The organism is Microbacterium sp. 16-032 (assembly GCF_041079455.1).
GTDB lineage: Bacteria > Actinomycetota > Actinomycetes > Actinomycetales > Microbacteriaceae > Microbacterium > Microbacterium testaceum_A.
Window position 1 is genome coordinate 513,676 of the sequence record NZ_JBFYGQ010000001.1, and the last position, 15,258, is coordinate 528,933.

Annotated in this window: 12 protein-coding genes; 5 read left to right on the plus strand and 7 right to left on the minus strand. The window is 67.4% G+C overall.

Going from position 1 to position 15,258, the window contains the following annotated elements; genetic code table 11:
• The first annotated feature begins 42 nt into the window (after window positions 1-42).
• The 4 genes from AB6V31_RS02355 (at window position 43) to trxA (ending at window position 5,330) form a co-directional block, all read left to right on the plus strand.
• A complete protein-coding gene (locus tag AB6V31_RS02355) occupies window positions 43-2,289 on the plus strand; it encodes a DUF6049 family protein (protein ID WP_369363802.1) in 2,247 nt (748 codons plus the stop codon).
• Window positions 2,286-3,884: a murein biosynthesis integral membrane protein MurJ gene (gene murJ / locus AB6V31_RS02360; protein WP_369363804.1), complete on the plus strand. Its 1,599-nt coding sequence runs from the start codon at window positions 2,286-2,288 to the stop codon at window positions 3,882-3,884. Before AB6V31_RS02355 ends, murJ begins: the two co-directional genes overlap by 4 nt.
• A gap of 74 nt (window positions 3,885-3,958) precedes the next feature.
• Window positions 3,959-4,945, plus strand: a complete 987-nt coding sequence (gene trxB, locus AB6V31_RS02365) for a thioredoxin-disulfide reductase (RefSeq protein ID WP_369363806.1) — start codon at window positions 3,959-3,961, stop codon at window positions 4,943-4,945.
• Between the two features lie 61 nt (window positions 4,946-5,006).
• Entirely contained in the window at window positions 5,007-5,330 is a 324-nt protein-coding gene (gene trxA / locus AB6V31_RS02370; protein WP_056225032.1) for a thioredoxin, read from the plus strand.
• Window positions 5,331-5,582: 252 nt separating this feature from the next.
• Here the strand turns inward: trxA and AB6V31_RS02375 are convergent, their stop codons facing one another.
• From AB6V31_RS02375 to AB6V31_RS02390, 4 genes are all read right to left on the minus strand, one after another.
• Window positions 5,583-5,930: a tryptophan synthase subunit alpha gene (locus AB6V31_RS02375; RefSeq protein ID WP_074694510.1), complete on the minus strand. Its 348-nt coding sequence runs from the start codon at window positions 5,928-5,930 to the stop codon at window positions 5,583-5,585.
• A gap of 83 nt (window positions 5,931-6,013) precedes the next feature.
• Window positions 6,014-6,988 (minus strand): ParB/RepB/Spo0J family partition protein, encoded by a 975-nt coding sequence (locus AB6V31_RS02380; RefSeq protein WP_056225037.1) that lies wholly within the window; start codon window positions 6,986-6,988, stop codon window positions 6,014-6,016.
• Window positions 6,988-7,905, minus strand: coding sequence for a ParA family protein (locus AB6V31_RS02385; protein ID WP_369363809.1), 918 nt, complete (start codon window positions 7,903-7,905; stop codon window positions 6,988-6,990). The genes AB6V31_RS02380 and AB6V31_RS02385 overlap by 1 nt, the downstream gene beginning before the upstream one ends.
• 3,641 nt (window positions 7,906-11,546) lie before the next feature.
• Window positions 11,547-12,101 carry a hypothetical protein gene (locus tag AB6V31_RS02390; protein ID WP_369363811.1) on the minus strand — a complete coding sequence of 185 codons (555 nt, stop codon included), beginning with the start codon at window positions 12,099-12,101 and terminating at the stop codon, window positions 11,547-11,549.
• A gap of 225 nt (window positions 12,102-12,326) precedes the next feature.
• Here AB6V31_RS02390 and AB6V31_RS02395 point away from each other — a divergent pair, with 225 nt between their 5' ends.
• Complete coding sequence (locus AB6V31_RS02395; RefSeq protein ID WP_369363812.1) at window positions 12,327-12,905, plus strand: TetR/AcrR family transcriptional regulator; 579 nt, start codon at window positions 12,327-12,329, stop codon at window positions 12,903-12,905.
• 122 nt (window positions 12,906-13,027) lie between these two features.
• Here AB6V31_RS02395 and rsmG read toward each other — a convergent pair whose 3' ends face one another.
• From rsmG to yidC, 3 genes are read right to left on the minus strand one after another with little or no spacing between them, the layout of a single operon-like run.
• Window positions 13,028-13,657, minus strand: a complete 630-nt coding sequence (gene rsmG / locus AB6V31_RS02400; RefSeq protein ID WP_369363814.1) for a 16S rRNA (guanine(527)-N(7))-methyltransferase RsmG — start codon at window positions 13,655-13,657, stop codon at window positions 13,028-13,030.
• 8 nt (window positions 13,658-13,665) lie between these two features.
• Complete coding sequence (locus AB6V31_RS02405; protein WP_056225050.1) at window positions 13,666-14,169, minus strand: R3H domain-containing nucleic acid-binding protein; 504 nt, start codon at window positions 14,167-14,169, stop codon at window positions 13,666-13,668.
• Between the two features lie 15 nt (window positions 14,170-14,184).
• Window positions 14,185-15,258, minus strand: coding sequence for a membrane protein insertase YidC (gene yidC, locus AB6V31_RS02410; protein WP_176786308.1), 1,074 nt, complete (start codon window positions 15,256-15,258; stop codon window positions 14,185-14,187).

Sequence of the window (15,258 nt, forward strand, 5' to 3'; positions counted from 1 at the left end):
GGCGGTGCGAGGCCCCCTCGCTCCACCGACGCTCGTATGACCGTGACCTCCCAGCCTTCGGGCGCACCCGTGCCGCGGCGCTCCTTCACGCGCCGGCTCCTGGCGACCCTCGCCGCCGGGGCCATCGTCGCGGGCGTGGCGCTGCCGGTCTCGGCGGCTTCCGCTGCGACGCCGAGCCCTTCGCCGTCGGCTTCGAGCTCGCCGTCCGTGCTCATCGCGGCTCCCTCGGCGAACGGCATCCTGCGTCCCGGTGACGCCCTGTCGGTCGTCGTGAGTCTCGCGGCAGGGTCGTCGGCTGCGCCCGCCGGTCCCGTCGCCCTGTCGATCGGGTCCGCCCCTCTGGCCGACGACGCCTCCATCGATCGATGGCTCAGCGGTGACGCCTCCGGCATCGCCTTCCAGCAGGTCGCGACGGGAACCCTGGATGCCACCGCCTCCGGCGCCCAGTCGATGACCACCCTCACGGCACCGGGGACCGACCCGGCCCTCGCGAACCGCGCCACCGGCGTCTACCCGGTCCTCGCGACGAGCGGCGGGCTGACGGCACCGAGCGTGGTCGTCGTTCCGGCTGACGCGGGGGCGCAGACGCCGATCGCCCTCGTCGTTCCGATCACGGCGGCCCCCCTGACGCGCGGTCTTCTCACCGCGAACGAGCTGGCCGAGTTGACCGCGGTCGACGGTGGTCTGTCCGCGCAGCTCGACGCGGTGGACGGCACCGCGGCCACCCTCGCCGTCGATCCCGCGATCCCCGCGGCCATCCGGGTGCTCGGCTCGGCCGCCCCGCCCACCGCGGTGGCGTGGCTCCAGCGACTTCTGGCCCTGCCGAACGACCGGTTCGCCCTCCAGTTCGGCGACTCCGACGTCGCCGCGCAGCTGCACGCCGGGCTCACGGCCCCGCTCGGCCCCACCTCGCTGCAGAACTACATGGCCGCGGCTGACTTCGTGCAGCCCGCCCCGGCGGTGTCCGCCGTGTCGACGCCCGAACCGGCGTCCAGCACGACGCCCGGCCAGCCCTCGTATCCGTCCCTCTCGACGCTGCTCGACATCGGGGTCGCGACCCCCAACGTGTACTGGCCCGCGACCGGAACCGCGGGAGCGGACACCGTCGCCACCCTCGGCGCGCTCGGCAGCGCCGACGACCCCACCCACGTGCTCATCCCGTCGACCAGCGTCTCCGGCGGGGGGCGGCAAGCCTCCGCCCGCGTCGGAGGGGTCTCGACGCCGGTCTACGACGCGGAGGTCTCGCGCGCCCTCGCCGACGCGGCCGGTCAGAACGACAGCACCCGTCGCGGAGCCTCGCTGGCGGCAGCCCAGGCCTATCTCTCCATCGCCCGCACCGTCACCGCCGACCAGCCGGTCCTCGCCGTCCTCGACCGGGGCACCGATCGTTCGCGCGTGAGCCTGCGAGCGACCCTCGGCCTCGCCGCCACCGCGCCGGGGTATACGGCGTCGACCCTGCGCGCCGTCGCCTCGGTGCCGGCATCTGACATCTCACTCGAGGCGCCCGACGTCGATGCGGCTCGTGTCGACGAGGTCCGCAACCTCGTGAGCGACGAACAGAACGTCGATCGGTTCGCGTCGATCCTCGATCAGCCCGAGCTGCTCACCGGACGCGAACGCGCGGAGCTCCTCCAGGTCACGAACGTGTCGTGGACGGGGGATGCCGCCCGCCAGGCCGTCGCCGACCACCGCGCCGCCACGCGCACGACGCTCGACTCCGTCGGCATCCTGTCATCCGATTTCCGTCTGGTCAGTTCGAGCGCGCCGCTGCGCCCGTGGGTGCGCAACGACCTGCCGTGGCCGGTGACGGTCGTGATGTCCGTCCGCACCAACGACGCCCGCCTGCGCGTGCAGGACCGCACCACGATCGATGCCCAGGCCTCGGCCAACACACGCGTCGAGGTGCCCGTCGAGGCGCGTATCGCCAACGGTGAGGTCAGCGTCGACCTGCAGCTCTACAGCGCCTCGGGCGTGCCGATCGGGTCGCCCCAGGCGGTCGACGTCGAGGTGCGCGCGGAGTGGGAGAACATCGGCATCGTCGTCGTCGTCGCCCTCATCGTGGGCTTCCTGAGCCTCGGGGTCGTCCGCACGGTCGCGCGCCGCCGCCGGCTGCGCGCCGAGGAGGCGTCGTCCCCGGTCTCCGATGACGACGAGCCCGTGGATGGGATCGGCGTGAAGGATCCGGATGCCGACGGGCGCGGCCCCGCCGAGGACGCCGACGATCCCCTGACCGACGAGCACGCCCCCCACGAGAACCCTTCGGACATCGAGCAGGAGACACGCCCGTGAGCAGCATCGGACGGGCCAGTGTGCTCATCGGGGCCGGGACCATCGTGTCGCGCGTCAGCGGGGTGCTGCGCACCATCGTGCTCGTGGCCGCCATCGGGTCGATCAGCAGCGCGGGTGACGCATTCGCCGTCGCCAACCAGTTGCCGAACAACATCTACGCGATCATCTCGACCGGCCTGCTGACCGCCGTCGTCGTCCCGCAGATCGTGAAGGCCGCCGCGCACGCGGACGGGGGACAGGCGTTCATCTCGAAGCTGTTCACCCTCGGCACGGTGGGCCTGCTCGGCGCCACCGCTCTCGCGATGATCGCCGCACCACTCCTGGTGCACGTGTACGCGGGCAAGTTCACCGACGATCAGCTGGCCCTCTCCACCGCATTCGCCTACTGGTGCCTGCCGCAGATCTTCTTCTACGGTCTCTACGCCCTGCTCGGCGAGATCCTCAACGCCCGTCGCGTCTTCGGTCCGTACACGTGGGCGCCGATCGTCAACAACATCGTGTCGATCGCGGGCTTCGGTGCGTTCATCCTGCTCTTCGGGGGACAGCAGGTGCGCGTCGACGCGTGGACGCCCTCGATGATCGCCGTTCTCGCCGCCACCGCGACCGGCGGCATCGTCGTGCAGACGGCGGTGCTGATGTTCTTCTGGCGCCGCGCGGGACTGACCCTGCGTCCCGACTTCCAGTGGCGAGGCGTGGGGCTCCGACACATCAGCCGCCTCGCGGGCTGGACCTTCCTGATGGTCGTCGCCGGCCAGCTCGCCGGAATCGTGCAGTCGAACGTGCTCTCGGGCGCCTCCGGCAACGATCCCGCGATCTTCGCCTCGCAGAACGCCTGGCTGCTGTTCATGCTGCCGTACTCGATCATCGTGCTGTCGATCGGAACGCCCTACTTCACGCGGCTCAGCGAGCACGCCGCCGCGGGACGCGACGACGAGGTACGAGCCGACATCGCTCGCAGCATCCGCACCCTGGGGTTCTTCATCGTCGCGGCCACCGCCGCCCTCGCCGTGGCCGCCGTCCCCGCCAGCCGGATCTTCACGAACGGATCGGAGCAGGCCCTCGCCGCCGCTCCCGTCCTGTGGTGCTTCCTGGTCTGCCTCGTGCCCCTCGCCGTGCTCTTCGTCATCCAGCGCACCTTCTACGCCTACAACGACACTCGCACCCCCTTCTTCTTCACCCTGCTGCAGTGCGCGCTCGTCGCAGGAGGGGCCATCGCGGCCGGCGCGTTCGTCGATCGGTCGGACCTGGCCGCCGGCGTCGCCCTGACCCAGTCGTTCGCGAGCATCGTGCAGGTGGTCGTGGCGACGGTGCTGCTGCGCCGCCGCCTCTCCGGCATCGGCACGGGCTCCTGGCTGTCGGCACTCGGACGTTTCGCCCTCGCCGCGATCCCCGCCGCCGCGGCCGGGTGGGGCGTCCTGATCCTGCTGGGCGGCCCCGAAGGATGGATGACCAGCAGCGTCGCGGCCGGGATCGCCGGTGCCGCGGTGCTGGGTCTAGTCGTCCTCGCCGTGTACATCGGCATCCTGGCCCTGTTCCGCACTCCCGAACTCGCCCCGGCGCTCGCGCTCGGCCGGCGGTTCCTCCCCAAGCGCTAGCCCCCGGGGCCGTGGAATACCCCGCGGCTACCATGGGTTTCATCCGACGGAATCAACGAGAGGAAGGCGCAAACGTGCGTCACGTCATCATCATCGGATCGGGCCCGGCCGGATATACGGCCGCCATCTACGCTGCCCGAGCCAACCTCGAGCCCCTCGTCGTCGCGAGCTCCGTCGAAGCCGGCGGCGACCTCATGAACACGACCGAGGTCGAGAACTTCCCCGGGTTCCCCGACGGCATCCAGGGGCCCGACCTCATGGCCAAGATGCAGGCCCAGGCCGAGCGCTTCGGCGCCCAGGTGCTCTACGACGATGTCGTGTCGCTAGAGCTCGACGGTCCCGTCAAGAAGGTTACGCTCGGGAGCGGCAAGGTCGAAGAGGCCGTCTCGGTCATCTACGCGACCGGTTCCGCCTACCGCAAGCTCGGTCTCGAGGGCGAAGAGCGCCTGTCCGGCCGCGGTGTCTCGTGGTGCGCGACGTGCGACGGCTTCTTCTTCCGCGACCGCACGATCGCCGTGGTCGGCGGCGGCGACTCCGCGATGGAAGAGGCGAACTTCCTCACCAAGTTCGCGTCGAAGGTCTACATCATCCACCGCAAGGACTCGCTCCGCGCGTCGAAGATCATGCAGGAGCGCGCGTTCGCAAACCCGAAGATCGAGTTCATCTGGAACAGCGCCGTCGACGAGATCCTCGGAGACGAGGCCGTGAACGGTGTGCGCCTGCGCTCCACGGTCGACCACTCGACGCGTGAGCTGCCGCTGGACGGTCTGTTCGTCGCGATCGGCAACGACCCCCGCACGCACCTCGTCCACGACAAGCTGCAGCTGACCGACCAGGGCACCATCTGGGTCGACGGCCGCTCGTCGCGCACCTCGGTGGAGGGTGTCTTCGCCGCCGGTGACGTCATCGACCCCACCTACCGCCAGGCCATCACCGCCGCGGGCAGTGGAACCGTCGCCGCTCTCGACGTGGAGCACTTCCTCGCCGCCCGCGGCGAGGCCGGCGAGCCCGCTGTCGCCGAGAGCCCCATCGAGGGCCTCCCGGACGCCGCGGTCGTCTGAGGAACAAAACCCGGTTCACCGGCGTTTTCATCAACTGACGCTTTCACTAAGGAGAAATGCAATGACTGCCAAGGCGACGACCTCCGCAACGTTCGAGCAGGACGTCCTGCAGGCCGACGGACCCGTTCTCGTGGACTTCTGGGCTGAGTGGTGCGGACCGTGTCGCATGGTCGCCCCCGTCCTCGACGAGATCCAGAACGAGAACGCGGGAAAGATCACCGTCCTCAAGCTCAACGTCGACGAGAACCCGGACCTCGCGATGAAGTACCAGATCACCTCCATCCCCGCGATGAAGGTCTTCCAGGGCGGTGAGGTCAAGACGACCATCATCGGCGCGAAGCCCAAGTACGCGCTCGAGCAGGACCTCGCCGCGTTCCTCGGCTGAGACCTCTGACTCAACGTCCCCGGTGCCTCAGGGCGCCGGGGACGTTCGCATGTGCGGTCGGTCCGCGCTGAAGCAGAAAAGCCGACTCAGGATGCCATCACCCCCGGCGACGGCGCTGACGACGGATCTGATCGACGAGGCGCGCGGAACGGCGTCGATCACACGAACGCCCGCCGTGCAAGCGCTCACCGGCGATCTGAGGGCCGTTCGACGCTGTATCGACCCGGGAGTGCCCGAGCGGCGACCGAGGGCTCAGGAGGCGTCGAGCCTGACGTTGGCGTCCCACCGGCGGTGGGGTTCTTCCTCGCCCAGGATCCTCCACACGGCTTTCGTGAGCGGGGGGTAGTCGAGCGCGATCTGGCGAAGCACACGGTAGTTGCGCGAGCGGTTGGGGCGAACTCCGCCGTTCTCGAAGATGTTGTCGGCGCGCAGAGTGAGGACGACGAGTTCGTCGACACTGGGCAGGTCTTCCATGAAGTCCCACGGATCTTCACCGCCGCGCAGACGCTCGTGAATGAGGACCGCGAGTTCGTCGGAGGCTTCCGCGCGCAAGAGCTCGAGGCTGGCGCGACGGCGCGGGGTATCGTCGTTCGCTGTCACCGTTCCAGCGTACGTCGACCTACCGACACCGGGCGCGGGGCCGCGTTCGCTCGCCGCGAGATCAGCTTGCCGACGGTCCCGCTTCAGCCGGTGTAGCCCTCTTCACCCAGCGTCGCGAGGATGCGATTGAGGTCCTGAATGCTGGCGAAATCTATGCTGATCTGGCCTTTTTTGGCGTTGAGAGACACGCGGACCTTGGTGTCGAACCTGTCTCCGAGACGATCCGCGATGTCGTCAAGTCCCGACCGGCGCGATCCGGCCTTCGGCTTCTGACGAACGGGGGCGACACCCGGCATTTTGGCGGCAGCCTCAGCCGCGCGAACCGACAGGTCCTCGTTGACGATCTTGTCCGCGAGCTTCTGCATCTCTTTGGGGTCGTCCAGAGAGAGGATCGCGCGAGCATGCCCGGCGCTGAGAACGCCGGCAGCGACTCGCTGTTGCACCGGAACGGGCAATTTGAGCAGGCGGATCGTGTTGCTGATCTGCGGACGCGAGCGACCGATGCGCGTCGCCAGCTCTTCTTGAGTGATGCCGAAGTCCTCGAGCAGCTGCTGATACGCGGATGCCTCTTCGAGGGGGTTCAGCTGAGAACGATGAAGGTTCTCGAGCAGCGCGTCGCGAAGGAGATACTCGTCATCGGTCTCGCGGACCACCGCCGGGATGCTCTCGAGCCCGGCCTCGCGGGAGGCGCGCGTGCGTCGCTCACCCATGATCAGCTCATAGGTACCGTCGCCCTTGTCGCGAACGACCACGGGCTGGAGGACACCGAACTCGCGGACCGAGTGGACGAGCTCCGCGAGGTCATCCGCATCGAAGTGCGTACGAGGCTGACGAGGGTTGGGGACGATGGTCTTCGGGTCGATGTGCACGAGGCGTGCGCCCGGCACCGACACCAGCGCCGCGTCGTCCTCGGTGCGATCCGCCTCGGTCTTCGCCGCCGCATCCTTCGCCGCGGCGACCCCGTCGGGGAAGAAGACATCGACGGGACGCGCCTCCGACGGCTCCATCGTGGGGATGAGGGCGCCGATACCGCGCCCCAGACCGGTCCTCTTGGCCATCAGGAGCCCTTCTTGGTGGTGTCGCGAGCGACGATCTCTACTGCTGCCTCGCGGTAGGCGATGGCGCCCGCTGACTGGCCATCGTACGCGATGACGGTCTGCCCGAAGCTCGGCGCCTCGGACACACGGACGGATCGAGGAATGACGGTGTCGAGCACCTCGTCCGTGAAGTGCGATCGAACCTCCTCCGCGACCTGCTGTGCGAGACGCGTACGCCCGTCATACATGGTCAAGAGGATTGTCGATACGTGAAGACCAGGGTTCAGGTGCTTCTGGATCATCTGCACACTGCCGAGCAACTGGCTCAGCCCCTCGAGCGCGTAGTACTCGCACTGGATGGGGATCATGACCTCGTCGGCCGCGGTGAACGCGTTGATCGTCAGCAGTCCCAGCGAGGGAGGGCAGTCGATGATGACGAAATCGAGGTGATTGCCGTCGATCGCGAGATAATCCCGCAGCGCACCCCGAAGGCGATGTTCACGCGCGACCTGTGATACCAGCTCGATCTCGGCACCGGCGAGGTGGATGGTGCTCGGAGCACAGAGCAGGTCGGGGGACTCGGGGCTGACCTGCACGATATCCGCGAGAGGGAATTCATCGATGAGCACGTCGTAGACGCTGGGCGTATCAGCGTTGTGGGGAACGCCCAGGGCGGTCGACGCATTTCCCTGGGGGTCGAGATCGATGACGAGGACGCGAGCACCGACCGAGACGAGTGCGGCAGCGATGTTAACAGCGGTCGTGGTCTTGCCCACTCCGCCCTTCTGGTTAGAGACCGTGAAGACACGGGTTCGACCGGACAACTCGACGGTGGTCTCGTCGAGCACACGCCTCCGCGCCGAGAGATTCGCGATCTCACGTGCAATGGGGGAGTCCTCGAAGGATGACGGCGTGGCTGCCTCATCGGACTGTTTCACGTGAAACACACCTTCCCGTCGCCAACCCGATCAGTCTACCCGCGGGTGCTGACATTCCTGATGGGCGGATGAATTGGATCACGTGCAGCAGAGGCATGAGCGCCGGGGGCCCAGCCCGACTCACAAGGGGGTCGCACCCCCGGAGTGGGCTTCTGTGTTCGTTTCACGTGAAACGTCGCGTTCTTGTCTGACCATTTGGTGGTTGTGGTCTCGCGCTGCAAAGTTGAGTACGCGTAGCCCTGTGACGGATGTTTCACGTGAAACATGTGCGGAGAATTGAGACTCCGCCGAAAATGCGCAGAGGAAGGTCGCCACACAACCAGTTTTCGTGCGTTCGGCGCTTTGCGTCAGCTGCAGGTTCTCTGCTCGAGCTGAGCTGCAAGACGTTTCACGTGAAACATGCGATACCGCGGCTTGCTCCGCGCCTCCTCATGCTGGGCTGGCTTGGTGCGACCGCCGTGAGCGCGGCCATGCGTCCGTTCGGCTGGGGAGGTCATGTTTCCGCGACTATCCACGAGAAGTTGCGCAGTCTCGCGATCACTACAAACACCCCACCCAGGACGGGGAGGGCGTAGTCCATCGGGGCGCGAGGAACTGACCGCCATCATCAGCAGATGTCGACGAGCCCCAGCGATACAGGATGACGGCGACTCCTGGCGACAACAGGGAACTCCGAGTCTCGTCGCAAGCGCGACCAGCCAGCCCGTGTCTCCGGGAGGCGTTTACGTTCTTGTCACCCGCGCCAGCGCACAGTCTTCAGGCTGGCCTCACAACCTGGGCGTGTGACGCACGGTTGCGCGCGATGCACACACCCGAGAGCACTCGTACGGCTGCTGGCGGCACACGTCCTGGACCTCCGACCCGGCAATGGCTCCGGGAGCTCACACGGCAGCGGATTCGGCACGTGCGATGCGAGCCGCGCCGCCGCGGGCATCACGCACCGCGAACGGGAGCGAACCGGAATCAGACGGAGTCGGGCAGTTCCACGAGACGGCGGGCGCCAGCCTGAGGGGATCCACACCTCTGCGAGAGCCGGGCACGGCCCAGGGGGTCGGCCGGAATCACGCGGGGTTGAGCAGCTCCGTCCGACGACGACCGCCGACCCGGTGCGAGCCACGCCTTCGTAAGAGCCGCGCGGGGCACAGGGGTCGGCCGGAATCACGCGGGGTTGAGCAGCTCCGTGCGACGACGACCGCCGACCGGGTGCGAGCCACGCTGGCGTAACTGCCAGGGCACGACGCAGGGGAGCGGACCGAGATCAGGACGCGTCGAGCAGTACCGCCAGAAGACGACCGCCGGCCACCGATACCAGCGAGTCGCTCGATGCCCACGTGGGCGATGAGCGGCAGGGGAGAAGAACTCGCACCACAACGGCATGAACCCGCGGCCGCCGTGCGTAGAGCGCGCTCCGCCGGCCGCGCCCGCCACCAGTCCTCCCGCGAGGCCTGCGCGGTGAACGGACGCACACACCTCACGCAGGCGGGCAATGCCAGGCCTGAGCCACCTTCGACCCTTGGCCGGGGACTGAGGCCCCTCTCGAGACGAGCCGAAAGCCTTGCGATCTCACCGGCTTCCAGGCTCGATTGGGTGGATACCGGTGACTCACCGGCCGGGTCCCCAGACTGCGGCGCGACAGCTGCGCTCGATCGGCGGACCGTCGGCGATACATGCGCGTTCGGATGACACCTGGGGCGTTCACGTCAGCGTGCGGTAATCAGGGGTTCTGCGCACGGCCACCTAAGCGCCGAGCTCCGCCACCATGTGGCCACAGCGCTACGCGTCGATATTGGCACGCGCGTCCGACGTGGGCCTACCAGCTTCACGCACGTCCCGCGCGGTGCGATGTTTCACGTGAAACGTCGCGTGAGTTGATCCCAGTAGGGCTCGGCCTTCTTCCAAGGGTTGGCAATCAAATCGTCCGCTATTCAGGCGTGCCCTGCACTCCCCGGTCCTCGACAGCATCAGGCCGTGGGCCTCGGGCCCGACAAGCAGCCCTCTTCCGTCCCCAGGAAGACCAGTGCACGAGCGAGAAGAGATCGACCGCCAGCGCGGAACGGCTTTGTCACACCCATTGCCTACCGATACCCGAATGGAGAGCAACCGCACGCGCTCCGTCCGCGTTGAGCCCGCTCCCAAAGAGGTGTTGGTCACCAGCCCAGATCACTCCACCGCTGGAAGCAGGCGAGCCACTGCCGCCCGTGTCCTTCACCGTGGTGCCATCCCGACGGGCGCGGTCGTATTCGTGGGCGCAACCGGACCGCCGTGAAGCCGCGCTTCACGTTGTCAAAGGGAGGTCCTGCTGCCTTTCGTCTCGTCCCGCGAAACATGACCGACGACATGTTTCACGTGAAACATACCCCGCGCCTTCCGCACGAAGCGACCAGGTGGGTCGTGGCTGACCTTCTGACGCAGCAAGGTTGCCGGCTCCGCGTGATCAATCGCGCACGGCTGCAGCGCCCGGTCCGTGACACCCACTCCATCACGACGGGTTCCGGGGGAGGGGATTCCCGCTTCTCGGTGCATGACGTCCGCCGGGGGAGCAGTCTTCTTCAGGTGGCGGCCCGAGGGCCACGCGAAGCGGTGTCGGGGGAGGGGCTGCGCGCCTACGTCAGAGCGCCGTCCGTGTCGCGCTTCCGTGGCGGAAAGCACTTCAGGGAGGAGGGCGGCACCACTGCGACACCCCGCGCTCCCCACAACAACACGAGTAGAGCGACCAAAGGTGATTCGGTGCTGTGAAGCAGCGCCCTCGACATTCGAGAACGCATCGGACCGCCAAACGCTGGCTAGCCCGCCCTTAGAGACTCCCCGCAGCCCCAAGGAGGGCCTCATGCCTCACCCCCGCGGATGGCATCGCGCCAATCTCGGAAGACGACAAACTCGGCCCACCGATAGGCGCTGGGTGGCCACGAACGAGCGCGAAGGCCGGCGGAGCAGAACAGATCACCCATCGCGAAAGCAATCCACTCTTTCCACACCTCTCGACATGGACCGAGCCGACAGGGACCCGCTGCACCAGGATGATCTCCACCACTCGCCGAGCTCGAGATCGTCTGCAGAGAAGCCCAGCTCCAGCACCATCCGCGACCGTCAAAGGTTTCACGTGAAACATCGCAATAAGAGCCGCGCGTTCGCACTGCCGCCGGCCAGGGGGAGCGGAGCATTCGGTATGCGACCAGGACCCGGCATCACACCCCACCCGCGGCCGGCACACACCCATCGACGACGAAACCACTAGCGGCCGACTGCGGCTTGCTGAAAGGCTCGGGACACTTAACGTACTCCCCGACCTCAGCCGTAAAGTGTTGTCCCCGATCGCCGACAACACCCACGCGGACCCGGACAGTCGTTCGATCACCACCATGAGAGAGCGCACGAGACATCCCTACCCACGGGATGCCGAGTTAGCGCGGACCACTCTCAGCGGAAAGGACGGCCCACCCCACCAGACGCGGGGGCCTGCCCAATGACCAGGCGCTGGCACCCGGACCCCGGTTCGCTCCACACAACCGCCACGTCGAGACAACCTCCCCACCGGCTTGTTCAGCGCCCGTTTCACGTGAAACGCACGCGTCTCGCGCTTGGTGTCCCACCGTCCCACCACTGCAAGGCACGCGCGCTCGATCCTGCCGAAAGCGCAAGCATCACGTTCGCGTCTCACAGAAGCAGCTCGAGCTGATCGACGACGAGATCGGGACGCGGGACGAAGGGATGGTGGCCGGGCGCAAGCTCGACGAACCTTTGCGCACGAGCAGCATCAACGCGCTGCAGGACGACAGACGTACTGCGGTCCTCTTCGGCACACGATGTACGTCGAATCCACCCCGTGCCAGCCCGCGCACGAGACCGGAGTCGCGAAAACCGACGTGGATTGAATCGTGACTCGGTCCCAGGCTTCGGACTGGATGGCGGCATCGGCGTCTTGGAGGAAATCGCCGCCCGAACGACGAGACATCCTCTCCCTCGAGCTCGAGGAGCCCTCCATCGCCGAGCTTCACGCGCACCAGGTCAGGGTCATCGCTCATGATGCCTCCTTGCGATTGACCCACCTGCGGCAGATAGGAGGTTGCGTACAGCGGCTTCTTCACCGCAGGATGATGGCCCGCCTCTGCGATGACGGTGCGGCCGTAGGAGTGGCCGACGACAACCGCCGCATCCACCTGATCCAGAGCGAAACGCAGGTCCGCGGCATCCGCCACCAGACCTCCAGACGCGGGCCAGCCGTCTCACCGCACGAAGGAAGCGCGACAGCGCGGCTCACGATCCCGGTACGGTCCCGTAGGAGATCAGCCGTCGGCTTCCATCACCACGCGCCACCCCGCACCAATGCTCCGTGCGCAGACACGACCTCCATGGCCGCGCCCGTTCGTGTTGACCCCGCGTCAAGGTTAGACGTACCTGCTATTACGTGAAATGATCGCACCGTGGGCAGACAGAAGCAGCCGGCAATCGCAGAAGACCTGTTGGATCAATGCGCCGAACACGCTCTTACTCACGGGCTCCCCGATGGCCTCGAGCCGTTCGCCCAGGCGACGGGCACATCCGCCCGGATGCTGCTCTACCACTTCGGCACCCGCGACGAATTGTTCCGCGCCGTGCTGCGTCGCGCACGCGAGATGCACCTCGCCTCCTTCGGCGAGCTGCTCCGGGTCGTCCCGGGGGAGAGCTACACGCACACGCTGGCCACAGCCTGGGTGGGTGTGACCGAACCCGAGGGCCAGTCCTTCTTGCGGATGTTCACGCAGCTCCCTGAGCAGCGCGAGAACTCGCTGTGGCCGGGCTTTCGCGCACGAGCGACCACCGACTGGCTCCCGCTGCTCGCCCAGGGTCTGTCGACGATCGACCCGCCGCCGTCCGCAACGCTGGTCCTCGCCGTCATCCGCGGATTGATCATGGACCTGGATGCGACGGCGGACTTCCGCCGCGTCGATCAGGCCTTCACCATGTTCCTCCGGAGCATCGACCCGGGTGCACCCGAGGTGTCACATCCGCACGACCCGTAGCTCGGACCGGCGCCCCGCCGGCGGTCGACCACGACCTCGCGCGCTCGTCGACGACGACCCGTGACGTCGGGATGCCGTGTGATTCGGCTCGCTCGCGACCGTCAGTCCGACACGCAGGTCTCTCAGTGCGAAACAGTGGCCACGAACACGCGCGTGGGTTCGTCGAGCACTCCCTCGCCGACGACCTCGATCGCGACGTCAGTCAGCCCGAACTTCCGCACCTGCTTCGCGGCCGCGTCAACCTCGGCGCCCACGTTGGCGCCCTTCAAGAAGACGAGTCTGCCACCTGGTCGAACCAGGGGAGCGGTGAACGGCAGAAGCGTGCGCAGAGCGCTGACCGCGCGGGCCGTCGCCACGTCGAACACCCGCCCCTCGGACCACTCCTCGCCACGCATACGCGCGACGGTCACATTCTCGAGTTCGAGCTCAGCCACCTGCTCCGACAGCCACGCGGTACGGCGCTCCATCGGCTCGATGAGCGTCCACTCCACGTCCGGACGAGCGATCGCGAGCACGAGACCCGGCAGACCCGCACCCGATCCCACGTCGACGGCGCGCCCCTGGAAGTACGGCGCGGCGATCGCGCTGTTCAGAATGTGGCGTGTCCACAGTCGCGGCACCTCGAGCGGGCCGATGAGCCCGCGTTCCTCCCCGTGAACGGCGAGATTCCGCGTGAAACGACGGGCCTTCTCGATGTGATCGCCGAACAGCGTCAGCGCTGCGCCCGGCTCGGCCTCGAGCTGTTCCGGCATCCGATCACTCAGCCGCGACGGATCACGGTGTGGCGGTCGGCACCCTCACCGAACGACTCGGAGGTGAACCCGCGGTCGGCGGCGATGTCGTGCACCAGCTTGCGCTCGTAGCTCGACATGGCCGGCAGCGACGCCTGCGATGCTCCCTCGTCGAGACGGGCGATGGCCCGGTCGACGAGGTTCTCGAGCTGCCGCTGACGGGCGTCGCGCGATCCGCCGATGTCGAGGATCAGGCGCGAGAACCGTCCCGTCGAGTTCTGCACCGCCAGACGCGTCAGCTCCTGCAGCGCCTGCACGGTGTCAGGGTGCGACAGAGTGGACAGCGCCGCGGCATCCTCGGCCTCCACCGAGACGTACGCGCGGCCGGCGCGCACGTCCATGGCGAGGTCGCCGTCGATGTCGGCGATGTCCAGGAGACCCTCGAGGTAATCGGCGGCGATGTCGCCCTCCTGCTCGAGCTGCTCCTCGGTGGCGGCGGTCTGGTCGGGGGCGATCTGATCGGACGTCGTCATCGTGATCTCCGGTTCTCAGGAGGCGGGTGCGGAGCCGGCGTTGCCGGCGGATCCACCCGCGGCACCGGTGTTCTTCGTGGACTGCTGCTTCTTCGCACGCTGCTTTCCGACCGGCTGCTGACGCTTCGGCTGGGCTGCGCGAGCCTTCTCAGCCTCTTCGAGGAGGCGCTCCTGCTCGGCGCGATACTTCTCGACCGGGACGACCTTGCCCGACGAGTCGATGGCCTTGCCCTTGCGCGCCAGGCGCTCCTCGCGAGCCTTGGCGGCGTCGGAACCGGGCGTCGGCATCTCACGGATGACCACGAACTGCTGCACCATCGTCCACAGGTTGCTGACGAACCAGTAGATGACGACACCGAGCGGGAAGAAGACGCCCGAGAAGATGAAGGCCAGCGGCAGGATGTAGAGCATGATCTTCTGCATCTGGTACGCCTGACCGGTCTTGGCCTCGGGCGACAGGTTCTTCGAGATGATCTGCAGCTGCGTGAAGAACTGCGAACCGATCATGAGCACGACGAGCGTGAGCAGGATAGCGACGGTGACCTGCCCGTCGGGCTGGCTCCACGCCGTGACGAGGTTGACGTGCATGGATGCCACATCGAACAGGCGCGCGTCGTAGAACTCGGTCGTGAGCTCGGGCGTGAGCAGGCCCACGCCACCGATGCCGCTCGCCGCGTGCTTCGAGACGTCGTTCAGCACGCTGAAGAGGGCGAAGAAGATCGGCATCTGCACGAGCAGCGGGAGGCAGCTCGAGACGGGCGTCGTCCCGTGCTTCTTGTACAGCGCCATCGTCTCGCGGCTCATGGCCTCGCGGGAGAGCTGGTCGCGCTTGCCCTTGTACTTCTCCTGAACCTTGCGCAGCTCAGGAGCAATCTCCATCATCTTGCGCTGGCTCTTGATCTGCTTCACGAACAGCGGGATCAGAGCGGCGCGCACGATCAGCACGAGGCCGACGATCGACAGCACCCAGGTCAGACCGGCGGCCGGGGCCATGCCCAGCGCGGTGAAGAGCGCGTGCCATCCGACCAGCACGAGTTCGACCATCCATTTCAATGGCCAGAGGATGGTCCCAATGAGATCGAATTGCAC

Excerpts from the sequence above, each read along its gene's own strand:
- trxA (WP_056225032.1), top strand. The coding sequence starts at position 5,007 with ATGACTGCCAAGGCGACGACCTCCGCAACGTTCGAGCAGGACGTCCTG.
- AB6V31_RS02380 (WP_056225037.1), bottom strand. The coding sequence starts at position 6,988 with ATGGCCAAGAGGACCGGTCTGGGGCGCGGTATCGGCGCCCTCATCCCC.
- rsmG (WP_369363814.1), bottom strand. The coding sequence starts at position 13,657 with ATGCCGGAACAGCTCGAGGCCGAGCCGGGCGCAGCGCTGACGCTGTTC.
- AB6V31_RS02405 (WP_056225050.1), bottom strand. The coding sequence starts at position 14,169 with ATGACGACGTCCGATCAGATCGCCCCCGACCAGACCGCCGCCACCGAG.